We start from the raw sequence: 15208 nt of genomic DNA on the forward strand, positions 1-15208 counted from the left end.
CGGGGCCGGGCGCGGCCGGTGCCGTCAGGCGGTGACCTTCCCCGCGTAGATGTCCCGCCGGTCCGGCAGGACGACCTCCACCCGCTCCCCGAACCCGTACAGCAGCGTCGTCGACGCGACCGCGACCGTACGGCCCTGGTTGCTGAAGCTGAACTGGTGGCGGACCTTCCGCAGCCGCCCCTCCCCGTCGAGGTACGCGTCGAACGGCACCGTGTCCCTGGCGAACCCTTTCGCCGCCGCCGCGAGCGGCCCCCGCACCTGCGGCGACGCCACCCGTGCCGCGAGCGCGATGTCGGCCACGCCCCGGTAGTGACGGACCCTCACCCCGGCCAGCTCGACCTCCCCGACGTACCGGACCTCCCGGGCGCCGCGCAGCAGCTCCGCCGCGGCCGCCGGGTCCGTCGCCCCGCCCGTGACGAGGTTGCCGTCGTCGAGGGCCGTGGTGTCCACCCGGACCCACTTGTCGGCCGGCACCCCCGCGCCCCGGTTCTTCATGTACAGCGCCCCCGGGACCAGGAGTTCCGTGATGGGCCGGTGCTCGCTGGCCCCGGCCGCGTCCTTCGGCAGCACCACCTGGAGCCGGCCCGAGCGACGGCGGAAGTCGTAGCCGCCCTCGCCGCGGATGGTGACCCGGGTCCCGCCCGCCGCCATCTCCATCGACGTGCTGGCCTTCGAGGTGCCCGCCCGGGTCAGGACGTCCGCCGCGCCCCTTACGGTGAGGGTGGGATCGGGCGCGGACTTCGGGTCCTCGGGCGCGGCGCAGCCGCCGACCGCCGCGGCCCCCAGGGAGCCGACCAGGGCGGCGGTGACGGCGAACGCCCCGCCTCTGCGACCGTGCGGACGCCCGTCCCGCTGCACCACCATGGCCTGCCAACCCCCAACGCCGCACCGCTGTCTGCCGGGGCCCCGCCCTGCCCCGGGGCCTGCGGGGGTCCGGGGGATTCCCGATCCGCATAACGACGGCACGGGCCACCCGTCACGCGCAGTACCGTGGTGACGTGCATGAGCAGGACCCGCATCACACGACCACCACGGAGCGCGGCTCGTTCGCGCTGGCACGCTGCACCTGCGGCTGGACCGGCCCGGCCCGCAGATCGCGCGACAAGGCCCGCACGGACGCGGCCTCCCACGCGCAGGCCGCGAGCAGAACGGCCTAGCGGAAGCCTTCCCTCCGGGTCGGGTCAGGCGGCGAGGTCGTTCCGGTCGGTCCCGGCGGCCGGGCCGCCGATCCGGGGCTCGGGGATGCCGAACGCCTCCGTGTGCGGCGCGCTCTCGGCCCGTACGGAGCGGACCAGACGGGCGCCGCGCGGGGAGCGGGCGACGGCGGAGACGACGGGCGTGAGCAGCGCGAGGGCCACCGGCGCGAGGAGCAGCGCCACCGCCGTACCGAGCGCGAGGCCGCCGACCACGTCCGTCGGGTAGTGGACGCCCATGTAGACGCGGGCGAAGCCCTCCGCGAGGGCGAGCCCGATGGCGGCGAGGCCGAAGCCGCGGTGCGCGACGAAGAGCCCGACGGCGATGGCCATCGCCATGGTGGCGTGGTCGCTGACGAAGGAGTAGTCGGTCTTGCCGTCGACGAGGACTTCGAGGCCCTGGTGGTCCTTGAAGGGCCGTGGGCGCTCCACGAAGCCGCGGATGGGGATGTTGACCAGAAGGGCGATCCCGGCGGCCAGCGGGGCCCAGACGAGCCCGGCGACGGCCGAGACGGAGTCGGCGAGGGCGCCTCGCCGCCGGACGCTCCACCAGCACCAGAGCGCGACGAGGACCAGCGCGAGCATGATCCCGTACTCGCCGGTGAACTCCATGACGCGGTCGAACCACGGGGGAGCGGCCTTCGCGAGCCCGTTGATGTCGTAGAGCAGGCCGACGTCGGGGTTCAACCCGTCCGATGCGAGTCCAGCCATCGCTTGCGGCCCCTTGCTCTCGTGTCGTGTGTGTTCCAACCCCCGTGGTCAGAGCGGTCGTATCGGGGAACGAGCCGCCTGAGGATCACGTTCCGCTGTCTCCGGTGGATCATGAGGACGTTACCGAAGAGTGATGCCCCGCCGCAGCTCAGGCCCCTGACCTGACGGAGAGTTCCGGCCATGTCCGGAACGCCCGGACCCCCGCCGGGTCCTGCGTCCGCCCGGTCAGTTCCGCGGCCGGTGCGAGGGCAGCGCCGCCGCACCGTCCGCGGTCACCCGGGTGGCGCCGAAGTAGTCGGGGGTGTCGATCCGGGTGAACCGGATCACGGCACCCGTGCGCGGGGCGTCGATCATGTAGCCGCCGCCGACGTAGATGCCGACGTGCCTGATGGCGCGTGAGTTCGTCAGGTCGTCGGAGAAGAACACCAGGTCGCCCGGGAGCAGCTCGTCGCGCGACGGGTGCGGGCCCGCGTTGTACTGGTCGTTCGCCACCCGCGGCAGGTCGATCCCGACGCTGCGGTACGCGGCCTGCGTCAGCCCCGAGCAGTCGAACCGCCCGCCCTGCGCGGCCGTGCCCGTACCGCCCCAGAGGTACGGGGTCCCCAGCTTCTGCTGCGCGTAGTAGATGGCCCCGGCGGCCTGACGGGAGGGCGAGACCCGGCCGACCGGCCGCGCGAAGCTCTTCTCCAGGGACCGGATGATCCGCACGTAGTTCCGCGTCTCGGTGTACGGCGGCACCCCGCCGTACTGGATGACCCGGTACGCCCCCGCGTTGTACGCGGCCAGCATGTTGCTCGTCCGGTCGCCCGGCACGTTCTTCACGTACCCCGCGAGCTCGCAGTCGTACGAGGCGGCCGACGGGATGGCGTCGGCCGGGTCCCAGATGTCCCGGTCCCCGTCCCCGTCCCCATCGATGCCGTGCCCCGCCCACGTCCCCGGGATGAACTGGGCGATGCCGCGCGCGTCGGCGGGCGAGACGGCCCGCGGGTTCCAGCCGCTCTCCTGGTACAGCTGCGCGGCGAGCAGCGCCGGGTTCAGCGCCGGGCAGAGGTTGCCCCACCGCTGCACCAGCCCCTGGTACATCGCGGGCACCGCGCCCTTGGCCAGCGCCACCGTCCCGTTCGCCGAACTCCCCGCGCCGCCGATGAGCCCCGCGGCCGCGGAGTACGTACCGACGACGAGCAGGGCGACGAAGCCGAAACAGAACCCGACCGCCCCCAAGGACCACAGCCACGCCTTGCCGGCCCTACGCACCGTCAACCACCCCTCGGCTCATGGCAGTACGCCCCGGCAAGCCAGTCTAGGCGGGGAGGGGCTCCCGGGGGACGTACCCCGCGAAGCGCCGCCCCAAGAGTGCAACAACGACAATCATTGCCCGGAGTCACCCTCCGTGATACACAGAGTGACCATACGCTTCTTCGCACGGGAACCGGCCACACCGCCGCAGGTCAAGGCGGTCAGATCGGTCAGATGTGCGGGGATCGGGTAAAGAAGGCCGCCAAGCCGTCACACGCGGGCGGTTTCATCAGCGAAGATAGGGCGATGACCCATGCCGTCCGGGCAGGGGCAGATAACTACCCAACAGGGGCGGTGAGTTACATGTACCTGGCGGCTGAAAAGGGCGACATCACCACCATCATCGGTGGAATCGCCCCGAACTGGGGGCCTTTCGGGAGCCTGGGCAACGAAGCGAAGGTGATGATCGAGGTCGTGATGGCCGTGGCGATCCTGCTCTGCCTCGGCATCGCCATCTGGGGTGCGGCCAAGCAGCGCATCGGCGCGACCGCGCTGCGCGACACGTTCAGCGCCGAACAGGGCAAGGGCCTGATCGTGGCCGGCCTCACCGGCGTCTTCATCATCGGCTCGCTCGGCACGCTGTTCACCATCGTGTACGGCATGGCGGTCTGACACCCCGTCCGACCGCCGCCGCCCACCTGCCGCCGAGAATGCGTTCCCTGATGCCCAGTCCTGTTCCAGCACTGCCGTACCCACGACCGAGTGAGGGGGCGTACCCGGCATGAGTCCCGGCGACGAGCACGACGGCTTCGGCGGCGTGGGCGGCTCGGGCCAGACCCGTACCCGCCTGCCCGAGGGCAACAGCGGCGACCCCTACGGCAGCGGCCCCCGCCGCCCCGCCCGCGGCTCCCGCTCCCTGGTCACGGTCGTCGGCGTGGTGGTCCTCCTCGTCGCCGCCATCGCCTTCGCCAACCGCGGCGGCGACCCCACGACCGCCTCCCCCACCTCCGACACCCCCGCCCGCCCCACCTCCACCACCCCCACGGGCACCCGCCCGGTCACCACGGGCTTCGCCCACGACGAACAGGGGGCGCAGAGCGCGGCGGCGAACTACGCGGTGGCGCTCGGTTCGGCCGAGATGTTCCAGGACGGCCCCCGCCAGGACATCGTGCGGGCCATCCACGACCCCGCCGTCGTCGACGACCTCCTGCGGAGGCTCGACGCGTCGTACTCGGACGACTTCATGGCGAGCGTCGGCCTCGACGCGAACGGCACCGCCCCCGTCGGGATGACCTTCGTCTCGCGCACCCTCCCGGTCGGCACCAAGGTCACGGCGTACTCGGAGGGCTCCGCGACGGTCGAGGTCTGGTGCACCGGCCTCGTGGGCATCGCAGGCGAGGGCTCGACCAAGCCCGTCACCTCCACGTGGTTCACCCTCACGCAGAAACTCGCCTGGGTCGGCGGTGACTGGCGGGTCCGTTCCTCCAGCCAGAGCGAAGGCCCGACACCCGTCAACGGAGACAACCGTGCCTCCTTCGCCGACGACATCGCCAAGGCCATCGAGGAGTACGGGGGATTCACCTATGCCCGCTAGCCGAGGCCTGGCGGGCCGCACGCTGACCGCGCTCGCCGCCGCGTTCCTCTCCGTCCCGGCCCTGGCCGTCTCCGGCGCCCACGCCGCTCCCACGCCGACCCCGACGCCCGCAACCCCGTCCCCGAGCGCGTCCAACAACCCCTGCGACCTCATCGTGGGGCAGGCACGGGAACTGTGCGAACAGGGTCAGACAGGCGGCAGCACCACCCCCGCTCCCGACCCCGCCGCCGCCCTCGACCCCCTGTCGTCGCTCGCGCGCGGCTGCGCCGACGCCGCCGTCAAGATCGTCGACGAGCTGTCGTCCGCCGTGAAGGAGACCGCCGACGTCGACTTCACCAACATGGAGTTCCTCGGCCGGTACGCGATCGTCTTCGCCGCCGCCACCTTCCTCACCCTCCTCCTCTGGCTGCTCGCCGTCGCCAAGCGCGCCATCCGCGGCGTCCCGCTCACCACCGCGATCTCCGAGGCCATCGGCTTCCTCTGGCTGACGGTCCTCGCCTCCGCCTTCACGCCGCTGATCCTCTACACCGTCGTGAACGCCACCGACGCCGTCACCGAGGTCATCGCCTCCGGCACCGGCCAGCAGACCGACGTCTTCTTCGGCAGCTTCAAGCAGGCCCTCCAGAAGGGCGACAGCATCGGTGGCGGACCCATCATGCTGATCATCGTCTCGCTGGTGACCGTCCTCGCCGCCGGCGTGCTCTACCTGGAGCTGTTCATCCGCGCCGTCCTGCTCTACGTCGGCGCGCTCCTCGGCGTCGTCGTCTACTCCGGCCTCGTCGACAAGAACATGTGGGGCCACGTCCGCCGCTGGGCCGGCATCATGATCGCCGTCATCCTCGTGAAGCCCGTCATCGTGATCGTCCTCGGCCTCGCGGGCGCACTCTCCTCCGGCACCGGCCCCGACGCCTTCTCCGCCGTCGTCTCCGGCCTCGCGATCATCCTGCTGGCCATCTTCGCCTCCGCGATGATCTACCGCTTCGTCCCCGGCTTCGGCGACGAGATCGTCGCCTCCCGCAACAACCGCCTCCACCGCGCCGGCGAGAACGCGGCGGCCGCCGTCATCTCCTCCCCCGCCTCCCTCGTCTCCCAGGGCATCAAGACCCACAGCACCCGCGACAACGGCGGCGGCGGACAGTCCGCGCAGGCCTCCGCCGCCCGCCCCGCCAACCCCCTCTCCGGCGGCGTCGCCGCCCACAGCAGCCGCGGCGGGGACAGCCGGGGCGGCGGCGGCAGCGGGGCCACGCCCCCGCCCCGTAGCAGCAGTCCCACCGCAGGAACCCCGCACAGCAACCGCAAGCACTCTGGAGGTGCAGGGCGTTGACGACCCAGTCCCAGCCGGTCACGCCCCGCCGCACGTATCTCATCGGCCGAGCCCGGCCGAACGCGATCGTCGGCAAGAACCGCGAGACCGGCGAGATCGCCCTGATCATCGTCGGCGCCTTCCTCGGCATGATGAGCGGACTCCTCGTCCCCCTCCTCCCCCTGCGGATCGCACTCCTCGCCGGCCTGCCGATGCTCGCGATCGCCGCGGTGTACCTCCCGTACAAGCACCGCACCTTCTACAAGTGGTTCGAGATCAACCGCAGCTACAAGCGGATGCTCAAGCGCGGCACCGCCTACCGCTCGGTCGCCGCCGAGGCCGGCACCCGCCTCGACGGCCGCGAGGTCGAGGTCGGCCCGCCGCCGGGCATCGGCCGGGTCGGCTGGCTCTCCGCCCCCTTCGGCCCGGACGAGATCGCCGTCCTCCTGCACGCCGACCGCCGTACGGTCACCGCCGCCATCGAGATCGAGGGCCCCGGCGTCGGCCTGCGCGACAGTGAGGACCAGGAGGCCCTGGTCGACCGCTTCGGCACCCTCCTCAAGCACGTCGCCAACGGCGACGGCTTCGTCACCCGCCTCCAGATGCTGGCCCGCACCCTCCCCGCCGACCCCGACGCGCACGCCAAGGACGTCGGCCAGCGCGGCGACCCTCAGGCCCCCGCCTGGCTCCAGGAGTCGTACGACCAGCTCCAGTCCATGGTCTCCACCTCCAGCGAGCAGCACCGCGCCTACCTCGTCGCCTGCATGCACTACACGCGCGAGCTCGCCGCCGAGGCCAACGCCATGGCCCGCGCCGCCCGCCACGCCTCCGGCGCCCGCAGGCTCGACCGCGACGCCGGCCTCGCCGTCGTCATGGCCCGCGAACTCACCGACATCTGCGCCCGCCTCGCCGAGGCCGACATCCGGGTCCGCCAGCCCCTCGGACAGTCCCGCCTCGCCTCCCTCGTCCACTCCATGTACGACCCGGACCACCCCATCGACCACATCCAGGCCATGACGAAACGAAACGCTTGGCCCGCCGAACTCGACGCGATGGAACCGACGTACCTCCAGGCGAAGACCCGCGAGTCCTCCACCCGCGCCCCCTGGTGCCACGCCACGGCCTGGGTGAAGGAGTGGCCGATGACCCCCGTCGGCGTCAACTTCCTCGCCCCGCTCCTCGTCCACACCCCCGACGTCATCCGCACGGTCGCCGTCACCATGGACCTCGAACCCACCGAGGTCGCCATCGAGCGCATGCTCACGGAGAAGACGAACGACGAGGCCGACGCCAGCCGCGCCGCCAAGATGAACCGCACCGTCGACCCCCGCGACATCGCCGCGCACGGCCGGCTCGACCAACGGGGTGAAGATCTCGCCAGCGGCGCTGCCGGAGTCAACCTCGTCGGGTACATCACGGTGTCGTCGCGTTCGCCCGAGGCCCTCGCCCGGGACAAGCGCACGATCAGGGCCTCCGCCGGCAAGTCGTACCTGAAACTGGAGTGGTGCGACCGCGAGCACCACCGGGCCTTTGTGAACACCTTGCCGTTCGCGACCGGCATCCGCCGCTAGGGCCGAAGGGGCACAGACCCATGCGAGATCCGCTGTCCGTCCTCACCGAGGCCTTCACCTCCTTCCTCTTCGGGAAGGTGGAGACGACCCGTCTGCCCGTCCGCACCTCCACCGGGCAGGCCCAGGCCGTCTACCTGCCGACGGCCGCCCCCGGCCTCGGCGACTCCGGCGTGATCATCGGCCGCGAGGTGTACAGCGGCAAGGGGTACATCTACGACCCCTTCCAGCTGTACGGGCAGCAGCTCCCCGCCCCGCACTGGCTGGTCCTCGGCGAGTCCGGAAACGGCAAGTCGGCCCTGGAGAAGACGTACGTCCTCCGCCAGCTCCGCTTCCGCGACCGGCAGGTCGTCGTCCTCGACGCCCAGGGCGAGGACGGCGTCGGCGAGTGGAACCTCATCGCCCAGGAGCTGGGGATAACCCCCATCCGCCTGGACCCGATGGTCGCCAACGACTCCGGCATCCGCCTCAACCCGCTCGACCCGTCGATCACCACGACCGGGCAGCTCGCCCTGCTCCGCACGATCATCGAGGTGGCGATGGGCCACGGCCTCGACGAGCGCTCCGGCTTCGCGCTCAAGGTCGCCCACGCCCACGTCAACGAGCACATCACCGACCGCCAGCCGATCCTCACCGACATCGTGGAACGGCTGCGCCACCCCGAGGCGGAGTCGGCGGAGGCGATGAACGTCGACATAGACGACGTACGGGCCTGGGGCCTGGACGTCGCCCTCGTCCTCGACCGGCTCGTCGACGGCGACCTGCGCGGCATGTTCGACGGCCCGACGACCGTCGGCATCGACCTCGACGCCCCGCTGATCGTCTTCGACCTCTCCCACATCGACCGCAACTCCATCGCCATGCCGATCCTCATGGCGATCGTCGGCGTCTGGCTGGAGCACACCTGGATCCGCCCCGACCGGAAGAAGCGCATCTTCCTGGTCGAGGAGGCCTGGCACATCATCAACAGCCCCTTCGTCGCCCAGCTGTTCCAGCGGCTGCTGAAGTTCGGCCGCCGCCTCGGCCTCAGCTTCGTCGCCGTCGTCCACCACCTCTCCGACGTCGTCGACGGAGCGGCGGCCAAGGAGGCCGCGGCGATCCTCAAGATGGCCTCCACCCGGACCATCTACGCCCAGAAGGCCGACGAGGCACGCAACACCGGGCGGGTCCTCGGCCTGCCGCGCTGGGCGGTCGAGATCATCCCGACCCTCACGCCCGGCATCGCGGTCTGGGACGTCAACGGCAACGTGCAGGTGGTCAAACACCTCATCACCGAGAAGGAACGCCCGCTCGTCTACACCGACCGGGCCATGACGGAGGCCTCGGACCCCACCGTCGACCCGGAGCTGGAGTGGGAGACGGAGCAGCGGGCGATCCTCATCGAGCAGCAGATGAACGGTTCCTCCCAGTCGACGGTGGCGTAGATGGAGAAGGCACGGAAGGAAGGGGGCGTCTCCGACGGGCTGCTGCTCGGCCTCTTCGCCCTCCTCCTCGGGCTCATGGTCCTCACATGGACGGCGACCGGCCTCGCCGGCCTCCTCGCCCACGGCGCCTGGCCGGACGGGGTCGGCTTCACCCGTACGGCCATGGCCCTGCGCTCCCTGGTCACCGCACCGACCGACCTCCCGGCGGCCTGGCCCGCCACCCCGCCGGGCCAGCTGTCGGGGTACGGGCTGTTCTGGGGCCTGCTGATCGGCGAGGCGATGATCCTGGCCGTCCTCGCGGTCTTCGCCCTCGGCACCCTCGCCCGCTGGCGCGCGGTCCGCGCCCACCGGAAGGCCGGAACGTACGGCTCCGAGGCCACCCCCCTACCCGTACGGGAAACCCCGACGCCGGAACCCGCCCCCGTCCCCGTACGGGACACGGCGCCCGCGCCCGTACCCGCACGGGAGACCCGGACGCCGCAGCCCGCCCCCGTACCCGCTTCCGAACCGGTCCCCGCGCCCCCGGCCCCGCGCCGCCCCGACCAGGCCCAGGCACCGGCCGTCCAGGCACCGGCCGTCCAGGCGCCCATGGCCCCCGCATCGCCCGGCACCCCCGCCCGGCTCCTCTACGGCCCGCCCGAGACCCGCCGCCCCGCCGCCGCCCAGGCGGTACGGGACGCCGAAGGCCCCGTCCTCGTCGTCACCTCCGACCCCGCCCTCTGGTCCGACACCAAGGACGCGCGCGGCAAGCTCGGCCCCGTCCTCGTCTACGACCCCGGGCACCTCTGCGACACGCCCGCGCGCCTCCACTGGTCCCCCTGCGACGGCTGCGAGGACCCCGCCACCGCGCAGGAACGGGCGGCCGCCCTCCTCGCCCCCGTCCGCCCGCACTCCCGGCTCGACGCTGCCACCGCAGACACCGCCGAAACGCTCCTGCGCGGCTGGCTGCACGCCGCCGCCGTCGACGGCCGCCCCTTCCGCCAGGTCCACCGCTGGGCGCAGGGAGCCGGCGCCCACGAACCCGTACGCATCCTCCGCAGCCACCCCAGGGCCGCCTCCGGCCACGCCGGACTGCTCGAAGCGGCCCTCACCGCCCACCCCGAAAGCCGCCGCCTCGCCCAGGAACTGACGGCCCGTGCGCTCGCCTGCCTCGCCACGGTCCACATCCGGGAGTCCTGCACCCCGAATCGAACGGATTCGCTGTCCCTGGCATCTTTCGTCCCCGAAGGGGGCACGCTCTACGTGGTCGGGGAACCGATCGAGGACCCCCGCGGCAACCCCGGCGCGATGCCGCTGCTCACGGCCCTCGCCGCAAGCGTGGTCGAGCACGGCCGCCGCATGGCCGCACGGTCATCCGACGGTCGGCTCGACCCACCACTGACGCTCGTCCTCGACGACGTCGCCGCCGTCGCCCCGCTGCCCCGCCTCCCGGAGCTCCTCGCCGACGGCCACACCCAGGGCCTCCCCACCCTGGCCCTGCTCCGCTCGCGCGAACAGGCCAGGGCCCGCTGGCCGCAGGCCGCGCTCACCCCCTGACGGGCCGCGCGAGCGCCAGCTCCACCTCCTGCGGGTCCTCGGTCCCGTGCCCGGCCGCGATCCGCACCCCCGTCGGCTCGAACCCCAGCCGCCGGTACACCGCCCGCGCCCGGCCGTTCTCGGCGTGCACGAACAACCGCGCCCGCTCGACCCGCGGCTCCGCCAGCGACCACGACCACTCCGTGGCCGCCCCGAACAGGGCGTCGATCACCCCGGAGCCCCGCGCCTCGTCCCGTACGTACACCCCCACGACGTGCGTCTGCTCGACCTCGGGGACCTCCCCGAGAAGCGACTCGGCCCCCGCCCGCTCCACGAGCACCACCACCGAGCCCAGCCACCGCCCGTCCGCGGCCTCCGCGACGAACTGCCGCACCGCACCCGGCCCGTCCTCCGCCCCGCGCGCCGTCCGCTCCTGCCAGAAGGAGTCCGGCTGCGCGACCGCCGTCTCGTAGGTCTCCAGGAAGGCGAGGTGCGCGAGGGGGTCCCGCAGCGCCGTGAGCCGCAGCTCACGGACCTTCTCCCACTCGTCGGAACGGATGGCGCGAATCGAATAGTCCATGCCCCGCATCTTCACCGCTCCCCCTCGCGACCGACAGCGAATTTCCCGGTCGGGGGGGCAGGGGGTTCGGAGTGTTGCGTCGTACCCCGGTACGACACCCACCGCCCACCTCCCGACCACGGTCGGACGAACGCCCCGGCGCCCCTCCCTACCGTCGTGGACATGATCCGAGCAGAGAACCTCACCAAGCGGTACGGGGACAGGACCGTTGTCCGCGACCTCAGCTTCACCGTCCGCCCCGGCACGGTCACCGGCTTCCTCGGCCCCAACGGCGCCGGCAAGTCCACCACTCTCCGCATGATCCTCGGCCTCGACACCCCCACCCGCGGACACGCCACCGTCGCCGGCCGCCCCTACGCCGCCCACCGCGCACCCCTCACCCAGGTCGGCGCCCTCCTCGAAGCCCGCTCGCTCCACCCCGGCCGCTCCGCCCGCCACCACCTCACGGTCCTCGCCCTCACCCACGGCATCCCGCGCTCCCGCGTCGACCGCGTCCTCGCCCTCACCGGCCTCGCCCACGTCGCCGACCGGCGCGTCAAGGGCTTCTCGCTCGGCATGGGCCAGCGCCTCGGCATCGCCGCCGCCCTCCTCGGCGACCCGGCGGCCGTCGTCCTCGACGAACCGGTCAACGGCCTGGACCCGGAGGGCGTCCTCTGGGTCCGCACGCTCATCAAGTCCCTCGCCGCCGAGGGCCGTACGGTGCTGGTCTCCTCGCACCTCATGAGCGAAATGGCCCTCACCGCCGACCACCTCGTCGTCATCGGCAAGGGACGGCTCCTCGCCGACACGACCGTCGACGCGCTCGTACGGTCCTCCGGCGGCGCCACCGTCCGGGTCGTCACCCCCGAACCGGACCGTCTACGCGCCCTGCTCCCCACCACCGCCCGGATCACCGCGGACGCCCCGGACACCCTCCTCGTCGCCGGCCCGGAAGCCCCGGAGATCGGCCGCGCCGCCGCCTCCCACGGCGTACCGCTGTACGAACTCACCCCCCAGGCGCCCTCCCTCGAGCAGGCGTTCATGGACCTCACCCGCGATTCCGTCGAATATCAGGGAGCCCACGCGTGACCACCGCCACCCCTCCGACCGCGTCCGTCCTCCTGACCCCCACCCGTGTGCTCCGCTCCGAGTGGCACAAGCTGTGGACGGTGCGCTCCACCTGGATCACCGTCCTCACCGGCGTCGCGCTCCTCCTCGGCGTCGGCGTCCTCATGGGCGCCACCTACACCAGCGACGGCGGCGACTCCGACGTCGACACCGTCGTCCTCACCCTCTACGGCTCGCAGCTCAGCGCGATCTCCCTCGCCGTCCTCGGCATCCTCGTCACCGCGGGCGAGTACGGCACCGGACTCGTCCGGGCCACCCTGACCGCCGTCCCGCGCCGCACCCCGGTCCTCTGGGCCAAGGCCGCCGTCTACACCGCCACCGCCTTCGCGGTCTCCCTCCTGGGAGCCCTCACCACCTTCCTCACCGCCCAGGTCTTCCTCTCCGACACCGACCAGGCCGCCTCCCTCACCGGTGACGGCGTCCTCGCCGCCGTCGCCGGCAACGCCGCCGGAGTCACCCTCCTCGGCGTCATCGCCCTCGGCCTCGGCGCCACACTCCGCTCCGTCCCGGGAGCCATCGGCGCGTTCGTCGGCGGCGTGATGGTCCTGCCCGAGGTCCTCGGCATGCTCCCGTACGAGGCGGTGGACACGGCCGTCCGGTACTTCCCCACGCAAGCCGCCGGCGCCCTCGGCTCGGCGACCCCGCTCCCGTACGCGGCCACCCCGGGCGCGGCGCTGCTCGCCCTGGCCCTGTGGGCGGCCGCCGCCCTCGCCGTACCCGCGGTGCTCCTCACGCGCCGGGACGTCTGAGTGGACACGAGGGGATGATGGCGCAGTGACGACGACGCGGACACCGGAAGCCGGGACGGAGAAGGCGGAGCGGGAGGAGGCGACGGCAAGGGCGGGCCGGGGGACGACGACCGGACCGAGCCGGTACGTCCGGCGGGTGCTGGCCCGCGCCCGGAGCTTCGACGCGTCCCGCCCACGGGTGTGGGACGCGGCCCTCGCCGCCGGCTGGACCGTGGCGGCCCTCGTGGACGCGGCCGGGGGCTGGCGCACCACCGCCCGGGACCCGTCGGTGCCGGCCTGGCTGGTTCTGGCCATCACCCTGGTCCTCGCCCTCCCGCTCCACTGGCGCCGCCGCCGGCCGACCGCGGTGCTCGCCGTCATGGCCTGCGGGGCGCTCGTCAGCGCGGTCTCGGGCGCCTTCCTCCAGGCCGCGTTCCTGCAGGCGATCCCCGTGTTCCACGTCGCCCTGACGAGGCCGCCCCGCGCGCTGCTGTGGTCCGCCGCGCTGATCGTGCCGCCGCTCGTCACGGGCGCGCTCCGCTTCCAGGCCGACACCTGGGACGAGTACGTCGTCCCGAACCTGTGGGCGTACGCGATCGTCGCCCTCCTCGGCATCACGGTCAGGTCCCGCAGGGAGGAACGCGAGCAGGAGGTCCGCGTCGCGGCAGCCGACGAACGGGCCCGCATCGCCCGGGAGATGCACGACATCATCGGCCACAACCTCGCCGTGATCACCGGCCTCGCCGACGGGGGGCGCTACGCCGCCGCCAAAAACCCCGAACGCGCCGCCGAGGCCCTCGACGCCATCGGCACCACCAGTCGCCAGGCCCTCGCCGAACTCCGCCGCCTCCTGGGCGTCCTGCAGGAGGAGGACGAGTCCGCGGAACGCACCCCGCAGCCGGGCCTCGCGGACCTGCCGAGGCTCGTCGAAGGCGTACGGAACGCGGGCCTCCCGGTCCGCACGACGTTCCCCGCGGTCCTCCGGCGCCTCTCACCCGGCGCCGAACTGACGGTCTACCGGGTGGTGCAGGAGGGGCTGACGAACACGTTGAAGCACGCGGGCGAGGGCGCCGAGGCCGAGGTGACCGTGGCCCACGAACCGGACCTGACAGTCGTCACCGTCACGGACACGGGCCGGGGCGCCCGCGCGGGCCGTCCCGTCGGCCGGGGCCGGGGGATCGCGGGAATGCGCGAGCGCGCGGCCCTCTACGACGGCACACTCGACTCCGGCCCGCTGTCGACCGGCGGCTGGCGGGTCCGGCTGCGCATCCCCCTGGAGGACTCCCGCCCGTGACCACCGTTCTCATTGCGGACGACCAGCCGATGCAGCGCTTCGGCTTCCGCATGCTGCTCGAAAGCCAGGACGACATGACGGTCGTCGGCGAGGCCGCAAACGGAACCGAGGCGATCCGCCTGGTCGACCGTCACCACCCCGACGTGGTCCTGATGGACATCCGCATGCCCGGCCTCGACGGCATCGAGGCCACCCGCCGCATCGTCGCCACGGGCGCCCGCACCCGCGTCCTCATCGTCACCACCTTCGACCTCGACGCGTACGCGTACAACGGCCTGCGCGCGGGCGCGAGCGGCTTCCTGGTGAAGGACGCCCAGCCGGAGGAGCTCCTCGCGGGCATACGCGCGGTGGCGAACGGCGACGCGGTCGTCGCCCCCAGCCTCACCCGCCGGCTCCTGGACGCCTACATCCATCACCTCCCGACCGGCCCGTCCTCAACCGCCCCGCGGCAGGATCCGCGCCTGTCGTCCCTCACGGACCGGGAGCGCGAGATCCTCACGGTCGTCGCCCAGGGCTGGACGAACACGGAGATCGCGGAACGCCTCCACCTCGCGGAATCGACGGTGAAGACGCACGTGGGACGGATCCTGGCGAAGACGGGGGCCCGGGACCGCGTCCAAGCGGTGATCCTCGCCTACGACACCCACCTGGTGAAGCCCGCCTGACAATCCCGACCTCAAACGCAGAAAAGCCCCGCACCAGAAGGTGCGGGGCTTTCCCACAATGATTGTTCGGCGGCGTCCTACTCTCCCACAGGGTCCCCCCTGCAGTACCATCGGCGCTGAAAGGCTTAGCTTCCGGGTTCGGAATGTAACCGGGCGTTTCCCTAACGCTATGACCACCGAAACACTATGAAGATATGAACCGCCGCGCACCCACACACAACATGGGGGGCGTGTTCGTTACTTCAGAACTAACACAGTGGACGCGAGCAACTGAGGACAAGCCCTCGGCC

At 72.6% G+C, this 15208-nt stretch carries 15 protein-coding genes and 1 rRNA gene; 11 read left to right on the forward strand and 5 right to left on the reverse strand.

Annotation, left to right across the window (positions count from 1 at the left end; genetic code table 11):
• Window positions 1–24: 24 nt before the first annotated feature.
• Complete coding sequence (locus tag ACWDVG_RS04650) at window positions 25–864, reverse strand: hypothetical protein (protein ID WP_451696126.1); 840 nt, start codon at window positions 862–864, stop codon at window positions 25–27.
• Window positions 865–998: 134 nt separating this feature from the next.
• On the opposite strand from ACWDVG_RS04650, the gene ACWDVG_RS04655 reads away from it, so the two are divergent.
• Window positions 999–1157 carry a hypothetical protein gene (locus ACWDVG_RS04655; protein WP_451696128.1) on the forward strand — a complete coding sequence of 53 codons (159 nt, stop codon included), beginning with the start codon at window positions 999–1001 and terminating at the stop codon, window positions 1155–1157.
• Between the two features lie 24 nt (window positions 1158–1181).
• On the opposite strand, the gene ACWDVG_RS04660 is transcribed toward ACWDVG_RS04655, so the two are convergent.
• Window positions 1182–1904 carry a phosphatase PAP2 family protein gene (locus ACWDVG_RS04660; RefSeq protein ID WP_451696130.1) on the reverse strand — a complete coding sequence of 241 codons (723 nt, stop codon included), beginning with the start codon at window positions 1902–1904 and terminating at the stop codon, window positions 1182–1184.
• A gap of 225 nt (window positions 1905–2129) precedes the next feature.
• Window positions 2130–3158 (reverse strand): C40 family peptidase, encoded by a 1029-nt coding sequence (locus tag ACWDVG_RS04665; RefSeq protein ID WP_451696191.1) that lies wholly within the window; start codon window positions 3156–3158, stop codon window positions 2130–2132.
• A 345-nt stretch (window positions 3159–3503) separates the two neighbouring features.
• Between ACWDVG_RS04665 and ACWDVG_RS04670 the strand changes: the two genes are divergently transcribed.
• The 6 genes from ACWDVG_RS04670 to ACWDVG_RS04695 all read left to right on the forward strand — a co-directional run bounded on the left by ACWDVG_RS04670 (window position 3504) and on the right by ACWDVG_RS04695 (window position 10565).
• Complete coding sequence (locus tag ACWDVG_RS04670) at window positions 3504–3812, forward strand: hypothetical protein (protein ID WP_024757447.1); 309 nt, start codon at window positions 3504–3506, stop codon at window positions 3810–3812.
• 109 nt (window positions 3813–3921) lie between these two features.
• Window positions 3922–4734 (forward strand): hypothetical protein, encoded by an 813-nt coding sequence (locus ACWDVG_RS04675; protein WP_451696132.1) that lies wholly within the window; start codon window positions 3922–3924, stop codon window positions 4732–4734.
• The gene (locus ACWDVG_RS04680; protein ID WP_451696134.1) at window positions 4724–6058 is read left to right on the forward strand and encodes a hypothetical protein; all 1335 of its coding nucleotides are present in this window, start codon (window positions 4724–4726) and stop codon (window positions 6056–6058) included. Before ACWDVG_RS04675 ends, ACWDVG_RS04680 begins: the two co-directional genes overlap by 11 nt.
• Window positions 6055–7608, forward strand: coding sequence for an SCO6880 family protein (locus ACWDVG_RS04685; protein ID WP_451696136.1), 1554 nt, complete (start codon window positions 6055–6057; stop codon window positions 7606–7608). Before ACWDVG_RS04680 ends, ACWDVG_RS04685 begins: the two co-directional genes overlap by 4 nt.
• A 20-nt stretch (window positions 7609–7628) precedes the next feature.
• Window positions 7629–9029 carry an ATP-binding protein gene (locus tag ACWDVG_RS04690; RefSeq protein ID WP_451696138.1) on the forward strand — a complete coding sequence of 467 codons (1401 nt, stop codon included), beginning with the start codon at window positions 7629–7631 and terminating at the stop codon, window positions 9027–9029.
• Complete coding sequence (locus ACWDVG_RS04695) at window positions 9030–10565, forward strand: type VI secretion protein (protein ID WP_451696140.1); 1536 nt, start codon at window positions 9030–9032, stop codon at window positions 10563–10565.
• Here the strand turns inward: ACWDVG_RS04695 and ACWDVG_RS04700 are convergent.
• Window positions 10555–11124 (reverse strand): N-acetyltransferase family protein, encoded by a 570-nt coding sequence (locus tag ACWDVG_RS04700; protein WP_451696141.1) that lies wholly within the window; start codon window positions 11122–11124, stop codon window positions 10555–10557. The genes ACWDVG_RS04695 and ACWDVG_RS04700 overlap by 11 nt on opposite strands.
• Before the next feature lie 162 nt (window positions 11125–11286).
• Between ACWDVG_RS04700 and ACWDVG_RS04705 the strand changes: the two genes are divergently transcribed.
• Genes ACWDVG_RS04705 through ACWDVG_RS04720 form a run of 4 tightly spaced genes read left to right on the forward strand, consistent with a single transcriptional unit; the run spans window position 11287 to window position 14918 of the window.
• A complete protein-coding gene (locus ACWDVG_RS04705) occupies window positions 11287–12192 on the forward strand; it encodes an ABC transporter ATP-binding protein (protein ID WP_451696143.1) in 906 nt (301 codons plus the stop codon).
• On the forward strand, window positions 12189–12980 hold the full coding sequence (locus ACWDVG_RS04710) for an ABC transporter permease (RefSeq protein ID WP_451696144.1): 792 nt from the start codon (window positions 12189–12191) through the stop codon (window positions 12978–12980). The genes ACWDVG_RS04705 and ACWDVG_RS04710 overlap by 4 nt, the downstream gene beginning before the upstream one ends.
• Before the next feature lie 25 nt (window positions 12981–13005).
• Window positions 13006–14253 carry a histidine kinase gene (locus ACWDVG_RS04715; RefSeq protein WP_451696146.1) on the forward strand — a complete coding sequence of 416 codons (1248 nt, stop codon included), beginning with the start codon at window positions 13006–13008 and terminating at the stop codon, window positions 14251–14253.
• The gene (locus ACWDVG_RS04720) at window positions 14250–14918 is read left to right on the forward strand and encodes a response regulator (protein ID WP_451696148.1); all 669 of its coding nucleotides are present in this window, start codon (window positions 14250–14252) and stop codon (window positions 14916–14918) included. Before ACWDVG_RS04715 ends, ACWDVG_RS04720 begins: the two co-directional genes overlap by 4 nt.
• 64 nt (window positions 14919–14982) lie before the next feature.
• Here the strand turns inward: ACWDVG_RS04720 and rrf are convergent.
• Window positions 14983–15099 (reverse strand): 5S ribosomal RNA (gene rrf / locus ACWDVG_RS04725).
• Window positions 15100–15208 lie beyond the last annotated feature (109 nt).

The sequence above is a fragment of the Streptomyces sp. NPDC003327 genome, assembly GCF_053589515.1.